The 15,272-nt window shown below is 37.9% G+C and carries 16 protein-coding genes; 5 read left to right on the forward strand and 11 right to left on the reverse strand.

Translation table 11 applies throughout. The annotated features are described in order from the left end of the window. Positions 1-7: 7 nt before the first annotated feature. From QPK98_RS07835 to rsfS, 6 genes are all read right to left on the reverse strand, one after another. Positions 8-277: an acyl-CoA-binding protein gene (locus tag QPK98_RS07835; protein WP_310992612.1), complete on the reverse strand. Its 270-nt coding sequence runs from the start codon at positions 275-277 to the stop codon at positions 8-10. Beyond that, a complete protein-coding gene (locus QPK98_RS07840) occupies positions 277-927 on the reverse strand; it encodes a phosphatidylserine decarboxylase family protein (protein WP_310992613.1) in 651 nt (216 codons plus the stop codon). Before QPK98_RS07840 ends, QPK98_RS07835 begins: the two co-directional genes overlap by 1 nt. Further along, positions 917-1,744: a phosphatidate cytidylyltransferase gene (locus QPK98_RS07845; protein WP_310992614.1), complete on the reverse strand. Its 828-nt coding sequence runs from the start codon at positions 1,742-1,744 to the stop codon at positions 917-919. Before QPK98_RS07845 ends, QPK98_RS07840 begins: the two co-directional genes overlap by 11 nt. Position 1,745: 1 nt before the next feature. Continuing rightward, complete coding sequence (locus QPK98_RS07850) at positions 1,746-2,357, reverse strand: LUD domain-containing protein (RefSeq protein ID WP_310992616.1); 612 nt, start codon at positions 2,355-2,357, stop codon at positions 1,746-1,748. A gap of 113 nt (positions 2,358-2,470) precedes the next feature. Further along, positions 2,471-4,426 carry an ATP-dependent zinc metalloprotease FtsH gene (gene ftsH / locus QPK98_RS07855; protein WP_310992617.1) on the reverse strand — a complete coding sequence of 652 codons (1,956 nt, stop codon included), beginning with the start codon at positions 4,424-4,426 and terminating at the stop codon, positions 2,471-2,473. Between the two features lie 16 nt (positions 4,427-4,442). Continuing rightward, positions 4,443-4,814, reverse strand: a complete 372-nt coding sequence (rsfS, locus tag QPK98_RS07860; protein WP_310992619.1) for a ribosome silencing factor — start codon at positions 4,812-4,814, stop codon at positions 4,443-4,445. 91 nt (positions 4,815-4,905) lie between these two features. Here rsfS and QPK98_RS07865 point away from each other — a divergent pair, with 91 nt between their 5' ends. Beyond that, entirely contained in the window at positions 4,906-5,637 is a 732-nt protein-coding gene (locus QPK98_RS07865) for a biotin--[acetyl-CoA-carboxylase] ligase (protein WP_310992620.1), read from the forward strand. A gap of 98 nt (positions 5,638-5,735) precedes the next feature. Here the strand turns inward: QPK98_RS07865 and QPK98_RS07870 are convergent, their stop codons facing one another. Together QPK98_RS07870 and pyrE are read right to left on the reverse strand one after the other, a co-directional pair. Next, positions 5,736-6,128 carry an SRPBCC family protein gene (locus QPK98_RS07870; protein ID WP_310992621.1) on the reverse strand — a complete coding sequence of 131 codons (393 nt, stop codon included), beginning with the start codon at positions 6,126-6,128 and terminating at the stop codon, positions 5,736-5,738. A gap of 55 nt (positions 6,129-6,183) precedes the next feature. Beyond that, a complete protein-coding gene (gene pyrE / locus QPK98_RS07875; RefSeq protein WP_310992623.1) occupies positions 6,184-6,825 on the reverse strand; it encodes an orotate phosphoribosyltransferase in 642 nt (213 codons plus the stop codon). A gap of 7 nt (positions 6,826-6,832) precedes the next feature. On the opposite strand from pyrE, the gene QPK98_RS07880 reads away from it, so the two are divergent. Further along, positions 6,833-7,462, forward strand: coding sequence for an NUDIX hydrolase (locus tag QPK98_RS07880; protein ID WP_310992624.1), 630 nt, complete (start codon positions 6,833-6,835; stop codon positions 7,460-7,462). On the opposite strand, the gene QPK98_RS07885 is transcribed toward QPK98_RS07880, so the two are convergent. Continuing rightward, positions 7,424-9,157, reverse strand: a complete 1,734-nt coding sequence (locus tag QPK98_RS07885; protein ID WP_310992625.1) for a M14 family metallopeptidase — start codon at positions 9,155-9,157, stop codon at positions 7,424-7,426. The two genes, QPK98_RS07880 and QPK98_RS07885, sit on opposite strands and share 39 nt — an antisense overlap. Before the next feature lie 449 nt (positions 9,158-9,606). Here QPK98_RS07885 and QPK98_RS07890 point away from each other — a divergent pair, with 449 nt between their 5' ends. Continuing rightward, positions 9,607-10,530: a T9SS type A sorting domain-containing protein gene (locus QPK98_RS07890; protein ID WP_310992626.1), complete on the forward strand. Its 924-nt coding sequence runs from the start codon at positions 9,607-9,609 to the stop codon at positions 10,528-10,530. Positions 10,531-11,272: 742 nt separating this feature from the next. Here QPK98_RS07890 and rho read toward each other — a convergent pair. Continuing rightward, positions 11,273-13,003: a transcription termination factor Rho gene (gene rho, locus QPK98_RS07895; RefSeq protein WP_310992627.1), complete on the reverse strand. Its 1,731-nt coding sequence runs from the start codon at positions 13,001-13,003 to the stop codon at positions 11,273-11,275. A 204-nt stretch (positions 13,004-13,207) separates the two neighbouring features. On the opposite strand from rho, the gene QPK98_RS07900 reads away from it, so the two are divergent. Further along, positions 13,208-13,618 carry a DUF4293 domain-containing protein gene (locus tag QPK98_RS07900; RefSeq protein ID WP_310992629.1) on the forward strand — a complete coding sequence of 137 codons (411 nt, stop codon included), beginning with the start codon at positions 13,208-13,210 and terminating at the stop codon, positions 13,616-13,618. Positions 13,619-13,838: 220 nt separating this feature from the next. Here QPK98_RS07900 and QPK98_RS07905 read toward each other — a convergent pair whose 3' ends face one another. Continuing rightward, entirely contained in the window at positions 13,839-14,333 is a 495-nt protein-coding gene (locus QPK98_RS07905; RefSeq protein WP_310992630.1) for a metallophosphoesterase family protein, read from the reverse strand. A gap of 159 nt (positions 14,334-14,492) precedes the next feature. Here QPK98_RS07905 and truA point away from each other — a divergent pair, with 159 nt between their 5' ends. Next, positions 14,493-15,239: a tRNA pseudouridine(38-40) synthase TruA gene (gene truA, locus QPK98_RS07910; RefSeq protein ID WP_310992632.1), complete on the forward strand. Its 747-nt coding sequence runs from the start codon at positions 14,493-14,495 to the stop codon at positions 15,237-15,239. Positions 15,240-15,272: the final 33 nt, after the last annotated feature.

Below are 15,272 nucleotides of genomic sequence, written 5' to 3' on the forward strand. Positions count from 1 at the left end.
ATACCCTTTACTTTCTATATAAAAAATACTGCTTAACTGCTTTAATATAAAGTTCTTTAGCCTCGTCGCTGGTAAGGCCTCGGGTTTGAAAAAGTGCATTTGTTTTAAAGGCCGAAATATGGGGTTTGCCTCCGCTTGGTCTATGTTGATGCTCATTGGTTGCTCGTTTATAATAGGCATAAAGACGCAATAAAACATCAGCGGGAAAAGGTTCCTTATGGTCGTTAATGCTTTTTACGGCATCATTAAAAGCTTTGTCTAACTCTTCAGAAGTCATTATTTTTCAGCTATTATTGAGATTCCTCCTTTAACTTTTTCGTTTAATTTCACCTTTACATTTGCATCTAAAGGGAGGTAAATATCCACGCGAGAACCAAATTTTATAAACCCGCTGTCCGTGGCTTGATCTACAGTTTGATCTACTTCGGCATAGTTTACAATGCGTTTGGCCATAGCACCAGCAATCTGGCGAAATAAAACATCACCAAAAGCCTCATTGTTTACAACAACCGTGGTGCGTTCATTTTCCTCGGAAGATTTTGGATGCCAAGCCACTAAATACTTACCAGGATGGTATTTGCTGTAAACTACTTTTCCGCCAACGGGATAACGCGTTACGTGCACATTTATTGGGCTCATAAATACTGAAACTTGTAACCTTTTATCGTTGAAGTATTCTTTTTCAAAAACTTCTTCAATTACCACAACTTTACCATCAACAGCGGAAAGCACTTGTTCTGGGTTGACCAAGAAATTTCTTTTTGGGTTTCTAAAAAACTGTAACACTAGAAGCAAAAGTATAATTAGCGAAATAATTACGCCACCGCGAATGGTGGGGTGGTCGATAAAAACATTTGCCAATAGGCTGAGCCCGATAACAAGTACCAGCGCTAAAATTATAATTTTAAATCCTTCTTTATGAAACATTGTCAACAATTAGTAAAAATGCATATACAAATGGACTGGCATAAATAACACTGTCCAGCCTATCGTACAGGCCACCGTGGCCCGGCATAATAATTCCGCTGTCTTTAACTCCAGCTTGCCGCTTAAACTTAGATTGTATTAAATCGCCAATCGTTCCAAAAATAGAAACAATGATGGCCATTACAATCCACATCCAAAGCGGGTAATTTACCGCGTCTATTGGTCTATAGACTTCTAAAAGTTTAAAGATAATAAATCCTGCCAATAGTGCGCCCAACATACCGCCTATAAAGCCTTCAATGGTTTTTTTTGGCGAAATACGCTCTAGAAGCTTATGTTTTCCAAAATTCTTGCCAATAAGGTATGCAAAAGTATCGTTACTCCAAACTAGAATAAACACAGCGACGATAAGTTCGGGTAAAAACTTGCCATTAACCATTGGGATAAGCGTTATAAACACAAAGCCGCTGATTATATAGAAAACGACTGTAATATATTTTTTCTTTTCAAACATCGGTATTCGGCTTACCCATAAAACATCTTTAAGAAGAAATAGGTTTACAAACCCACACATGATGAGCAAGAGATACACCGAATTTATATCGAAAATATTATAGCTAAAAAAATACAAACAAGCAGCTAGAAGAAAGTAGGCCAAGTAACTAGTAAGATGTACTAGTTTTAAGTATTCGCTTAAAGTAACAACCGCAAGTACAAAAAAGAGACCCATAAACCATTCACGCGAGGTGAACATAGCAAAGATGATGATCGAAATGTATAATACGCCCGAGAGGGTCCGTACGAGAATTTCCTTCATATTATAAGTCTTCCAGAAGCAGCAAATATAGGTTTTTTGTGCTACTTCCGTAACTCATAAAATTCTTTTCTTTTTCAATTTCAAAATTTTGGATGGTCGTAATGTTACTGGGAATATAACCCGAACTTTGATTATTAATTGTGCGCAAGCCTTCGCTGATGGTATCTACCATTTGACTGGTAGTTGCAAAAATGATAAAATTTGAAGGAAATTCTCTCAGTTTTTTCTCCTTCACTTGGTTTGATGACAGCAGGATAGATCCATTGTTAGCTACAAGGGCTTCACAAGTGGAAAGGAAGAATCTTGTATTTGAGTTTTTTACAAAGTTGAGGTTAAAGCCTTCAAACCTTTGTTTGAGTTGTTCGTTAATACAAAAAACGTCCTGCTCGTACCAATCATTCTCGAGCATGATATTATCGAACGACTCTATTATCTCTTCCCAATTCTCACAATAAATAAATTTCCCTCCATTATTTTTAAAGTTATAGGTAAATTTTTCGTCAATAGGGAGATTGTCTTTAGGGTAAAAGCTGCTCTTGTCGGGATCATCAGTAGGTTTTACCTTTTGGTCCGACTTATAGTTAGAAAATAAAAGTCTTTTAAATAGACTCATTAATATATAATTGAGGAGTTTATAAATCCGTTGACCTTCAAATATATAAAATCTATACTGAAGTTATGTTATCAAAAAAACAAAGTTAACAACTGCTTGTTAAAACTGACAGCTTATGTAGTTGTCGGTCTTGTAGCCTCTTCTGGAACTTCAAAAGGACGATCTCCGAATATTTTTTGAAGGTTATCTTTAAAAATCACTTCTTTTTCAAGCAAAACGTTGGCAAGTTCTGTTAGCTTGTCTTTGTTTTCTTCCAAGAGGTTTACTGCACGTTGGTACTGGCCTTCAATAAGTGCAGATACTTCCTTGTCTATTAATTCTGCCGTTTTTTCGCTATAAGGCTTATTGAAATTGTATTCTGATTGCCCGCTGCTATCGTAATAGGTAAGGTTACCAATTTTATCATTTAAACCGTAAATGGTAACCATGGCACGTGCCTGTTTTGTTACTTTTTCCAGATCGCTTAAAGCGCCTGTAGAAATACGGTTAAAGATTACTTTTTCTGCGGCTCGACCTCCTAAGGCTGCACACATTTCATCTAGCATTTGCTCGGGGTGGATAATTAATCGTTCTTCGGGCAAGTACCAAGCAGCGCCCAGGGACTGTCCTCTGGGTACTATGGTTACTTTTACCAGTGGCGCGGCGTGTTCCAGCATCCAACTTACGGTTGCATGTCCTGCTTCGTGGAAGGCAATTGCGCGCTTTTCATCCACGGTCATAATTTTGTTTTTCTTTTCAAGACCGCCTACAATTCTATCAACAGCATCGAGAAAGTCTTGTTTTCCTACAGCTTTCTTACCATTTCTGGCGGCTATCAATGCTGCTTCGTTACAAACGTTGGCAATATCAGCCCCAGAGAAACCTGGAGTTTGTTTTGAAAGGAAATCGGTATCTAAGTCTTCTTCTTTTTTAATTGGGCGTAGGTGAACTTCAAATATCTCCTTACGCTCCCGAACATCTGGAAGATCAACATATATTTGTCTGTCAAAACGTCCAGCACGCATCAGTGCTTTGTCCAGAACGTCGGCACGGTTTGTTGCTGCTAGTACAATAACGTTTGTATTAGTTCCGAAGCCATCCATTTCGGTCAACAGCTGGTTTAGGGTGTTTTCACGCTCATCGTTGCTTCCAGACATAGCGTTTTTCCCTCGAGCACGACCAATGGCATCAATTTCATCAATAAAGATAATTGCTGGCGATTTATCTTTCGCCTGCTTAAAGAGATCGCGAACACGAGATGCCCCAACCCCAACAAACATCTCGACAAAATCGGAACCTGAAAGTGAGAAGAAAGGCACTTTAGCTTCCCCTGCCACTGCTTTTGCCAGAAGGGTTTTACCCGTTCCTGGAGGGCCTACAAGGAGTGCACCTTTTGGTATTTTTCCTCCTAGAGAGGTGTATTTTTCAGGGTTTTTCAGAAAATCGACAATTTCTTGTACCTCTTCTTTTGCGCCTTCCAAACCGGCAACATCTTTAAATGATGTTTTTATCTCGGCTTTTTCGTCAAAAAGTTTGGCTTTAGACTTTCCAATATTAAACAATTGGCCACCGGCTCCACCACCGGCTCCTGAAGACATACGGCGCATAATAAATATCCAGATGGCAATAATAATGGCAAATGGAAGAATACTCATTAAAATATCACCCCAAATATTGGAATCAGTTTGGAAATTAAGCGTTGTCGTTAAATCATTTTCGGCTTTGATTTCTTGAAAATCTTTTTGAAAAATTTGAAGGTCGCCAAATTCAAACTGGTAGTCCGGATCATTGGCTCCTGGTTCTAGAAAAGCGGGCGCATTATCTTCTTTAGCATGAGTTTCTTTCGCTTTCGCCTCACTTGTAAGGTAAACCTTTGCAATTTTTTTATTAATTACATCTACCTTTTCAACGTCACCATCTTTTAAAAAGGTTTCAAATTGAGATTGGGTGGTTTTTTCCGGTTGAGACCAACTGCCACCACCAAAGATGTTTATTCCTAAAAATATAAGCGCAATAGCAATATATATCCAATAATAGGAAGCCTTCGGCTTCTTTGAATTGTTCTTCTTATTTTTGTTTTCTTGAGCCATAAGGCAATTTTTCTTTTTAGTTTGTTGTTTCTATTTTAACCGATTTTGCATCGCCCCATAGTCCTTCAATATCGTAAAATTCGCGAATATGCTTTTGGAATACATGCACAACTACGTGCACATAGTCCAGCAAGATCCACTCGGCGTTTTCACTGCCTTCTACATGCCAAGGATTTTCTTTTAGCGCTTTACTAACGGATTTTTGAACGGAAGCTGTAATTGCGTTCACTTGGGTGTTTGAGGTACCATTGCAGATTATAAAATAGTCACAAACGGTATTTTCTATATCTCGAAGGTCAAGAATCTCTATATCCTGCCCTTTAACATCTTCAATTCCCCGTATTATTTGGGTGATAAGTTGATCTGTTTCTGCTTGTTCTTTCTGCATTAAATATTTTTCTTTTCTATTTTCGCAAAGTTATTACTTTTTTGTTTCTTGTGAAGCTTTTAAAAATGTAATACTAAACATAATTATTGATTTGAACATAATCAAACTTAATGCCACCGATTCTACCAATACCTATCTAAAGGAATTGGCGAAAGAAACCCAATTGCCAGATGAAACTGTTGCAATTACAAACCACCAGACTTCCGGTCGTGGTCAAATGGGTAATGTTTGGCGCTCCAAAAAGGGTCAAAGCTTAACATTCAGTATGTTTAAGACGCTTGGTGCAGTGCCAGTAGACCATCAATTTATGGTGGCTATGGCAACTTCCTTGGGTGTTTTAGACGCTTTAAACACCTTAAATATTCCTTCGGTTTCAATAAAATGGCCAAACGACATATTGTCAGCTAAAAGTAAAATTGGCGGTATTCTAATTGAAAACGTAATTGAAGGCAGCTCTTTAAAATATACCATTGTCGGCATTGGGTTGAATGTTAATGAATCTGTTTTTCATGATCTGCCTAAGGCGAGCTCCCTAAAAATGGAAACCGGCTGCGAATTTAACTTAGCGGAAGTGCTTCAGAAAATAACAACTCAGGTTTTTAAAAAGCTAAATAACCTGAATCAAGAAAATTTTCATGATCTGAAAGCAGCTTATGAGAAAAATTTATTTCAAAAAGATGCAATATCTGTTTTTGAAGCCCTCGATGGTTCGCGGTTTAACGGAATTATAAAAGGCACATCAGACATTGGCGCACTTTTAGTAGAAACCGAAAACAACGGGTTGCGAGCGTTTCAACTAAAGGAAGTAAGATTGATATACTAAGCGTTACTCCCTTAAGCTTGGGGTTTGGGAACAGGGTAAAAACCTGTATTCTTTTAGCCTACATACTTCTTCTAAATCAATGCCAATAGCAAGCCTTCTTAAAGTTTTGCCATGTTTGCGGAAAGCGTTTCTATAAATTTTGAAATCGGGCCCTTAATCATCATTGCCATCATGGAGTTGAACTCGCCTTCAAAGTTTAGCACTACCGTTGAAGTGTCATCGGAAATCGCGTCAATGTCTCCCGTTAAGGTAAAGGGTAGTTTGTCGCTAATGGCACCGAGTACCACTTTGTTTGGTTTATCAACTTCCTTCACTTCCAGTGCAATCTCAGGCATTCCTTTTAACGCAAAAACAAAGGCATTATCTCTAATTACTTCGAATTTGCTGATGTTTTCTGGCATCAATTCTTCAAAATTCTTTACATCGGCCAAATAATCACAAAGGGCTGAAGCTGATTTTTGAACGCTTACTTTTTTACTGTTTAATTGCATGGAATTTATTTCTTATTGATTGGTATATTTATTTTAGCTTACTACTTATTGAATACTATTTGCCCCAAGCAGCTGGGTTTTGGCGCCATTCTCCAAGCAAAGTAGCTTCCTTGGCATTGATATACCGCGATTTTTCGGCTTCTTCTAGCAATACTTCATAGTTACTAAGGGTATTTAGCGTTATGTTGGCCTTTTTAAAATTTTCTTCAGCCGTGGCAAAACCATAGGTAAAAATGGCAATCATTCCTTTAACGTTTGCATTGGCTTCCTTTAAAGCTTCAACGGCCATCAAGCTGCTTTTTCCGGTGCTAATTAAGTCCTCCACAACAATAACGTTTGTGTTTGGCTCTAAATGGCCTTCAATTTTATTTTGACGTCCGTGGCCTTTTGCTTCTGGGCGAACGTAACAAAACGGAACGTTTAAACATTCGGCCACCAATGCGCCAATGCCTATTGCTCCTGTGGCTACTCCAGCAATCATTTCGGGCTTTCCGTAAAGCTCTTCAATTTGCTTGGCTAGGTTTTCCCGAATGTAAGTTCGTATGGTTGGATAAGACAATGTAACGCGATTGTCGCAATAAATTGGAGACTTCCATCCAGATGCCCAGGTAAATGGGTTTTGCGGTTGTAATTTTATTGCATTAATTTGCAATAGCAAGGCAGCGGTTTTTTGTGCCGTTTCTTTGTTTAATATCATACTGCAAATGTATAAAGTTTTTGTTAAAGATATCCCTATAATTCTTTCAACGGAGAAAAATATTGGGGAACACTATACCACCATTCCTTTAAAACAAGCACGTTTTAAAAAGCTGGTAAAAAAAATAAACAACGGCGAGCTGCTCTATGTGAATCTGTATCATAAAAATGCAGAGAAATTGGAGCGCTTTCTTCGGAAAAAAATTAAAGTTGTTGAAGCTGCTGGCGGTCTAGTGTATAACGACAAAAAGGAAATTCTATTTATTAGACGAAATAAAAAATGGGACCTTCCAAAAGGGAAAATTGAGAAAGGGGAAACCCATCGTAACGCCGCAATCCGTGAGGTTGAAGAAGAAACTGGGGTAAAAAATCTGGAAATTCGCGATTTTTTAAAGACCACTTACCACGTTTTTACACGCAATAATAAATTCCGACTTAAAATAACGTATTGGTACGAAATGTATAGCGATTATGATGGCCCGCTAACTCCCCAGATCAATGAGGGTATAAAAAAGGCAAAGTGGAAGAATTTTGAGAAGTCGCAAAAAGCCTTGACAGATTCCTATGAAAACATAAAATTGCTCTTCCCCAAGGAATATTTAACTACCCACCCGAATGATAGGATACCTAAGGTGTGATTTTTCATAGTTGGGCGATCTTTTATGAATCCAATCCAGTTGGGCATACCAGTTTTTAGCAAATTTTGGGTCGCTGGCTTTCTTTGCCTCAAATTTACTTTTTATCGTTGGATTATCATTTAAAAATTGTACTGCCATATCTTCCCAAATATAAGGCGAGAAACCTTCTTTTTGCTGCAGGATAGCATCGAAGAAATTCCAGTTAAAAAATGAATCTGGAGCCTCTGGTTCCAAAGTCGCTAAGATATACCGAACTCCCGGTTGCTGTGTTTTTACCACTAGATCGCCTTTTTTGACGCTTACTTTTTCGGTGCTTTTTGATGTTTGGGTGTTGTAGTGTAAATAATGCCCTTCGTAGGGTTTTTTAACCGTTTCATAACTTTTTATACGATAGACTTCAGCAGAAACGGTGGAGTCGCGTTGCACTTGAGAGAATTCAATATTGTTCAATTTCAGGAGTTCCATAACATGCCAATATCCACTGGGAACAATATATGCCGAAGGGATTTGTATGGAGTCGGCCGTCTTAAAATAGTTGTAATAAGTAACATCTTTGGTAAAGGGTTTGTCACGATAATACTTTAGTCGCTCTGTTCCTGTTATTTCACTTGGAATCATTTTGCCTTCAAAGCCTTTAAATTTAAGTGTTGTGGTTTTTGTAGAATCTACAGTCCATGAAATAGGGTAGTAGCTGCCCACCTTATACTTATTACCTGCCTTCTGTCGTAAGTTTTTAATTTTGGAAGCATCTTTTTCGGCAATCTCGATAAAGCTTTTCATCAACTCAAGAGTTCCTTCAACGCGTTGTTTATAGGGTTTTAGCATGTGGGTTTCTACAGTTAACCCCAGTGTGTTGAACAAGGTAGTGTAGCCAGAAGCATAACGTGGTGAATCCATAAATTGTGAAAAACCTTTTTCAGGAACTCGGTTAAAAACGTTCACGTAAGGCGTAATATCCCAGTTTTTTTGATGGAGTGCATCTTCCATTTGCGGTATAAATGAAGTGTGTAGATAACTGCCCAATTTTCCGCCCAGCTTGTTGTGCTGTGTGAAAAGATGGGTAAGGATATATTGATAGTCTGCGCCATTACTAACGTGGTTGTCAATAAACAGGTCTGGATCTAGCCAATGAAAAATCTCGGAAAAGGCGCGTGCGTTTTTAGTGTCATTCTTTATAAAATCACGATTTAGGTCATAATTACGAGCGTTGCCACGAAAACCGTATTCTTCCGGGCCGTTTTGGTTGGTTCGGCTTGTACTGTTCCTATTTAAGGCGCCGCCAATATTGTAAATTGGTATTGTGGCAATAATGGTTTTCTTGGGAAGCGGTATCTTCTTTTCAACAAAATCTCTAAATAAGAGCATGGTTGCGTCTATACCGTCGGGTTCGCCAGGATGGATTCCGTTATTTATTAGTAGCAGGTTTTTCCCGTTTTTTGAAAAGGAAATGTTCTTAGATTTATTGGCAGGGTTTTCAGAATCAAAAATAACAAGGTGTAATGGTAAACCACTATCTGTTTGCCCCATTTCAAAAACGCTCACTTTTGGAGATATCTTTTCTAATGCTAAATAGAAATCAATTGTTTCTTGGTAGGTGGCAGTTTTTGCCCCGTTGGTTTTTTCAAAAGTTAATGTGTGTTGTGCCTGACTACCCATGTATAGAAGTAGCATTAAAGAAAATAGAATGCGCTGCATGATTAATAAATTTGTTTGAACAAATATACCATTCTCAAACACTTTGGTTCTATATTTTTAACGCAGACCAATCGCGATTGGTGAGTGCGATACTATATAGTAAAACTGATTCCGTGTCTTTTTTGCTATGATTTTATTGTTGATTTCTGCCCTGAAAACAAAGTGGAATTAAATTTAATTGGTTAAAAGCCAAATAATATCAAAATATTGATAAGAATACTTAGAGTTTTTAAGCATAAATATGTTAGATGAGTGGTTTTTGAATAAAAATCAAAATTACCCCGATAAAAGGTTAAAGTTTTCTTGTTGTAGGTTTCGTAAGGTGTTGATTAGCATGTTAATGTGTCTTAATGTTTGTTAAAAAAACCGGAATCGACTAATCTGCTTTTTTAATATCCATAAAAAGTATTAGTTTTGGCAGAAATAATCATAATTAAAATTTAATAGACATGAAAAAAATTACAACTTTATTGTCCTTAGTGCTTGTTACTTCGGTAGGCTTTGCACAAAGTACTTTCGAAACAGCTAAGGAAATGGGTGATGCAACAGCAACTACTGTTGTTTACGAAACTCAAACTCCATCTTTGGCACCATGTGAACAAGATGTACCTTCTAACAACTATGAAAATGGTTGGGGGCCAACTAACAACCCTGATATTATCTGGGCAGATGATTTTGAGGTAGCTGCTGACGAAACATTCACAGTAACTCAAATTGGATTTAACTACCTTACTGAGCCAGGTGTGAGTCTTGATGATTCTGATATCATTTTTTATGAAGATACAGGAGATGGTCCAGGTGCTGAAATCGCTTACCTTTCAACTATAGATGTTGTTTCTGATGACATCGTTGGAACTGCATTTGGTTTTGACGCTAGAAGAATAGTTTTTGATATTGATCCTATGGATTTTTCAGGAGCTGACGGTACTGTTTACTGGGTAGGTTTTGTTACTTCTTACACAGGAGCAAATTCTTACTTTGAAGTTACTAGTGTTGTAGAAACTCCAAACGAAGTTTATGTGTATGATGCCGCAGAAGGTTTCTGGATTCCTGGTAAAGATGCGTTTGCAGACCCACAGACTCCATCAGATTTCGTAATGACTGTTTCTGGTGAGTGTAACCCATTGAGTGTTGGAGACAACCTACTTTCTGAGGTTTCTGTTTACCCAAGTCCTGCAACTGATGTATTGAACATTAGCCTTCCTTCAAATGTTGAAGTAGAGAGCGCTACTTTGTTTAGCATTCTTGGTGAAAACACAGGAGTTTCTTACTCTAACGGTAAGATGAATGTTTCTGGTCTTTCTTCAGGAGTTTACTTCCTTAACTTGGAAACAAACCTAGGTGCTTATACTCAGAAAATTGTAAAGCAATAATTATTTAAGGTTTAATACCTTTTTTAAAAGCCCCAATCTTTTTAAGGTTGGGGCTTTTCTTATGTCTAAACTTTTGTTTGTTTTAAAGTGTTTTGCCTCTTACAAATACGAAATTAACTACTTAGTATTAGACTGTTTATGGCTTCGGTACTGCTTAGGAAATAGTAGTGTCTGATTAAAAAAATTAAAAACCTACTTGTTTCATTAATAGTACACTTTTCGGGTGTTTTTAAAAAAGGAAACCTTGCTTTTGAATTCCGAATTATAAATAACCGTTTTTAAAGTCTATGAAATGGAGGTAGCTTAATAATCAGATTATTGCAATTCTAGTAGTACGCCTGCTTGCCAATGAACGTCAGGCAGGTCTTAAGGCATTTAGCAAAACGGTCGTTTGTATTTGTCAGACGTTAATAGCTTGGGAGACTGTTAAGGTCTCCACGTAAGTAGATTGTAGCGCATTCAGAATTTGGGGGTAAGAAACACAAGTAAGCCTCTAGTGAGCTGAAAGTAGATATCTGCATTAATTTAGTCTATGCCACACAACCTATTTCTTTGTGTTTGGAAAAACAAGGTTGTTTGTGTGTACATGTGTTGAACGCAGTGGTCAATAGCTTCTCTTTGTTCAACGAATGCAGTAGCGATGCTTAAAAGTTTTATCCGCTGCCTTAGGCTTATACCTATAAAAAAACTCGCTTAGATAATTCTAAGCGAGTTTTTTGGGTTATAAAATGATAGATTTTTATTATCCGTTCATCGATATCAAAAACTCCTCGTTGTTTTTGGTCTGTTTAATCCTATCATTAATAAACTCCATAGCTTCTACGGGGTTCATGTCTGCAAGATACTTACGTAGCACCCACATGCGCTGTATGGTGTTTTCGTCAAGTAGTAGGTCGTCGCGACGTGTGCTTGATGAGGTAAGGTCTATAGCAGGGAAGATTCTACGGTTAGAAATTTTTCTATCCAATTGAAGTTCCATGTTTCCAGTTCCTTTAAACTCCTCAAAAATAACTTCGTCCATTTTAGAGCCTGTTTCGGTCAATGCGGTTGCAAGAATTGTTAAAGAGCCTCCATTTTCAATATTACGGGCAGCTCCAAAGAAACGCTTAGGCTTGTGAAGTGCGTTGGCGTCAACACCACCACTCAATATTTTACCACTTGCTGGCTGTACCGTATTATAGGCACGGGCCAAGCGGGTAATTGAATCTAGAAGGATAACCACATCGTGGCCACATTCTACCAATCGTTTGGCTTTATCAATAACAATATTGGCAACACGAACGTGCTCTGTGGCTTCTTTGTCAAAGGTTGAGGCAACTACCTCGCCTTGAACATTGCGTTGCATATCGGTAACTTCTTCTGGTCTTTCATCAATTAACAGAATAATTTGATAAACTTCCGGATGATTTGCTGCAATTGCGTTTGCTACATCTTTTAGCAACATCGTTTTCCCTGTTTTAGGTTGGGAAACGATCATTCCGCGTTGTCCTTTTCCTATGGGAGCAAAAAGATCTAGGATTCTTGTTGAAATGGTACTCTGTTTATCAGCAAGGTTGAATTTTTCTTGCGGGAAAAGTGGAGTTAAGTGTTCAAAAGAAACACGATCGCGGACTACATTGGGGTTAAGGCCGTTTATTTTATTTACCTTAATTAAAGGAAAGTACTTCTCACCTTCTTTCGGAGGTCGAACCTCACCCAATACCGTATCGCCTGTTTTTAGTCCAAAAAGACGAATTTGTGATTGCGAAACGTAAATATCATCTGGAGATGAAAGGTAGTTGTAGTCACTAGAACGCAAAAAGCCGTAGCCGTCCTGCATGGTGTCTAGCACTCCTTCGCTTTCAATAATACCGTCAAATTCATAATCTGGCTCACGATAGCGGTTGCGGGAATCTTTATTCCCATTGTTTCTGCTTTTTTTATCGCTGCTATTGCTGTCTTTTTGTTTGTGGCTTTGATGCTTGTTTCTGCTATCTGAGCTACTGTCTTTTCGCTGACTTTTTTGACGATTGTCATTGTCGTTAGCGTTTGACGATTTTTTATGCTGCGATTTCTTCTCACTATCTTTTTTGTCTTTTGAAGATCGCTTGTCGTCTGAAGAACGTTTGTCATCTTTTGACTTGTGGTCGTCTTTAGATTTCTTGTCATCATCACTTTTCTTGGAGTGACTTTTTTGCTGTGGTTGCGATTTTTTGTCTTGAGCGTCTTTACTTGGAGCGTGCTTTTTTGGAGCATCGTCTTTTTTGCTCTTTGGAGTGCTTGGCTTGGCCGTAGGTTTTTTTGCAGTGTCTGAAGGTTTTTTTTCTGCAGCAATAATTGCTTTAACCGCTTTAGGGTTTGCGGCTTGGTGATCAAGAATTTGATATACCAAGTCTAATTTCTTTAGTGTGCGGAATTTAGGCACATTGAGTTCTTTAGCTATTCCCTGAAGTTCAGGAAGCTTTTTACTTTTTAGTTCTGAAATTTCAAACATTTAAAATATTCTATTGTTTAAGTTGATACTGTTATATTCCTTTTGAGAAAGGTAAGTACGGTGAAAATTTTTTTTGAAGACTAAGTAACCTTGATTGAGTTGGTTACGAATAGATACTGCAATAATACAATAATAAATTAAAAACAACTGTTATTTTTTTTAAAAAAGATAATGTATTTTTGCGGCTCAATTGAATTTTAAAGAATGATACAGCGTATTCAGACCGTTTATTTAATTATTTCAGCGCTCGTTATTGGGGCATTGTTTATATGGTTTCCTGTTGTTACGGGAGCCGATGGTACTGTAATTATTGAGCGTACGGAGCCTTTGGTTTTTGGGCTTATCTTTGTATCTATTGCTTTGGCAATTATTTCAATCTTAAGTTTTAAAAAGCGGCAATTGCAATTTGTGCTTAATCGCTTAAATATTATATCAAATTTTGTATTACTGGGAGTTTTCGTATACAGATCGCTCACTTTATCCGGAGAAACCTTTGTTTCAGAGAAGGGTATTGGGGTCCTGCTTCCCATCATTTCTATCATATTTTTAGTGCTGGCCAATAAGGCTATTAAAAGGGATGAGGACCTTGTAAAATCTGTTGATCGTTTACGATAAACCAATCTTGGTATATTAGTGCAAAACCCCTAAAGGAAGCCACCTTTGGGGGTTTTTTGATTTTTATAAATGCAATAAACCTATTCCCTTCTGCTGTTTGTGATTTATTGAACTACCAACTATTGACTACTGACTACTGACTACCGACTACTGACTACTGACTACTGATTACTGACTACTGACCACTGACTACCGACCACTGTTTAACCCCTGATTGTTGTCACCGACGCTCAAACTCAATTACCTCTAGGTCTTTTATATCGCTTCCATCAATTGTAAACCGAAGCATGGTTCTAACTTTATGGAATCCGTGTTTCCCCACCGCCCCAGGATTCATATGTAGTAGCTTTGTGGTTTTGTCTCGCATCACTTTTAATATATGCGAATGGCCACAAATAAATATTTTTGGAGGGTTTGAATAAATTTCCTGTCGTAGCGAAGGATTGTATCTTCCGGGATAACCGCCAATATGAGTGATCCAAACATCCACATTTTCACACATAAACCTATTGTGGAGTGGGAATTCTGATCGAGCTTCGGTACCGTCAATATTGCCATATACCGCACGTAATGGTTTTAAGGCTTTTATGCGGTCGGTTACAGTAAGGTCACCAATGTCGCCGGCATGCCAAACTTCATCAGCCTGGTTTACACGATTTAAAATTTTGTCGTCAATATAGCTGTGGGTGTCGCTAAGGAGCAGGATTTTTTTCAAAATAAAGATGAGGTTTTTCTTAGTAGCGAAGATATTTAATATTTTGAAATCTGCCGCGAAACAATTTGAAACTGCAACGTCCGTTTAAACTTTTAAACGTCCAAGACATAAACTCCTAAACTAAAGTTGTAATTTTGTCGATTCCCTAAAAAGAATGGATTGCGATATTTTTTAGAAATAGCCTATAACGGTAAAAACTATTATGGATGGCAGCGCCAACCCGAACAAATTAGTGTACAACAGGTTCTGGAAGAGGCGCTATCAACTATATTGCGAAGTGAGATAAAGATTACTGGCGCGGGAAGAACAGATGCCGGAGTGCACGCCAAACAGCTATTTGCGCACTTTGATTTTGATACCATTACGGATAAAAACGCATTAACATTTAGGCTAAACTCATTGCTTCCGAAGGATATTGCAATAAAAAATATTTTGAACGTTAATGAAGATGCCCACGCTCGTTTTGACGCAACCCAAAGAGAGTATGAGTATGCTATTTCGTTTAAAAAAAATCCGTTTTTAGAAAATTTTGCGTTTCAGGTTCATAATATTCCAAATGTAGATTTAATGAACCAAGCTGCTAAATTGCTATTGGAGTATAGAGATTTTCAATGCTTTTCACGTTCAAAAACCGATGTAAAAACGTACAATTGTATAATTTCAAAAGCACATTGGGAGGCCACGACAGATAGCCTTGTTTTCAGGATTGCTGCAGATCGCTTTTTACGCAACATGGTGCGCGCAATTGTAGGAACATTATTAGATGTAGGGTATGGTAAAACCTCAATGGAGGACCTTAAGGCTATATTGAATAGTAAAAGTAGGGAAGAGGCTGGTGCTTCGGCTCCTGCCAAAGGATTGTATTTAACCAAAGTTGAATATCCGCAGGCTGTTTTTAAAAAGTAGCAGAGCGTAACGTACACGCACAGATATTTAAGG

It is taken from the genome of Aequorivita marina (assembly GCF_031631895.2).
Classification (GTDB): domain Bacteria; phylum Bacteroidota; class Bacteroidia; order Flavobacteriales; family Flavobacteriaceae; genus Aequorivita; species Aequorivita marina.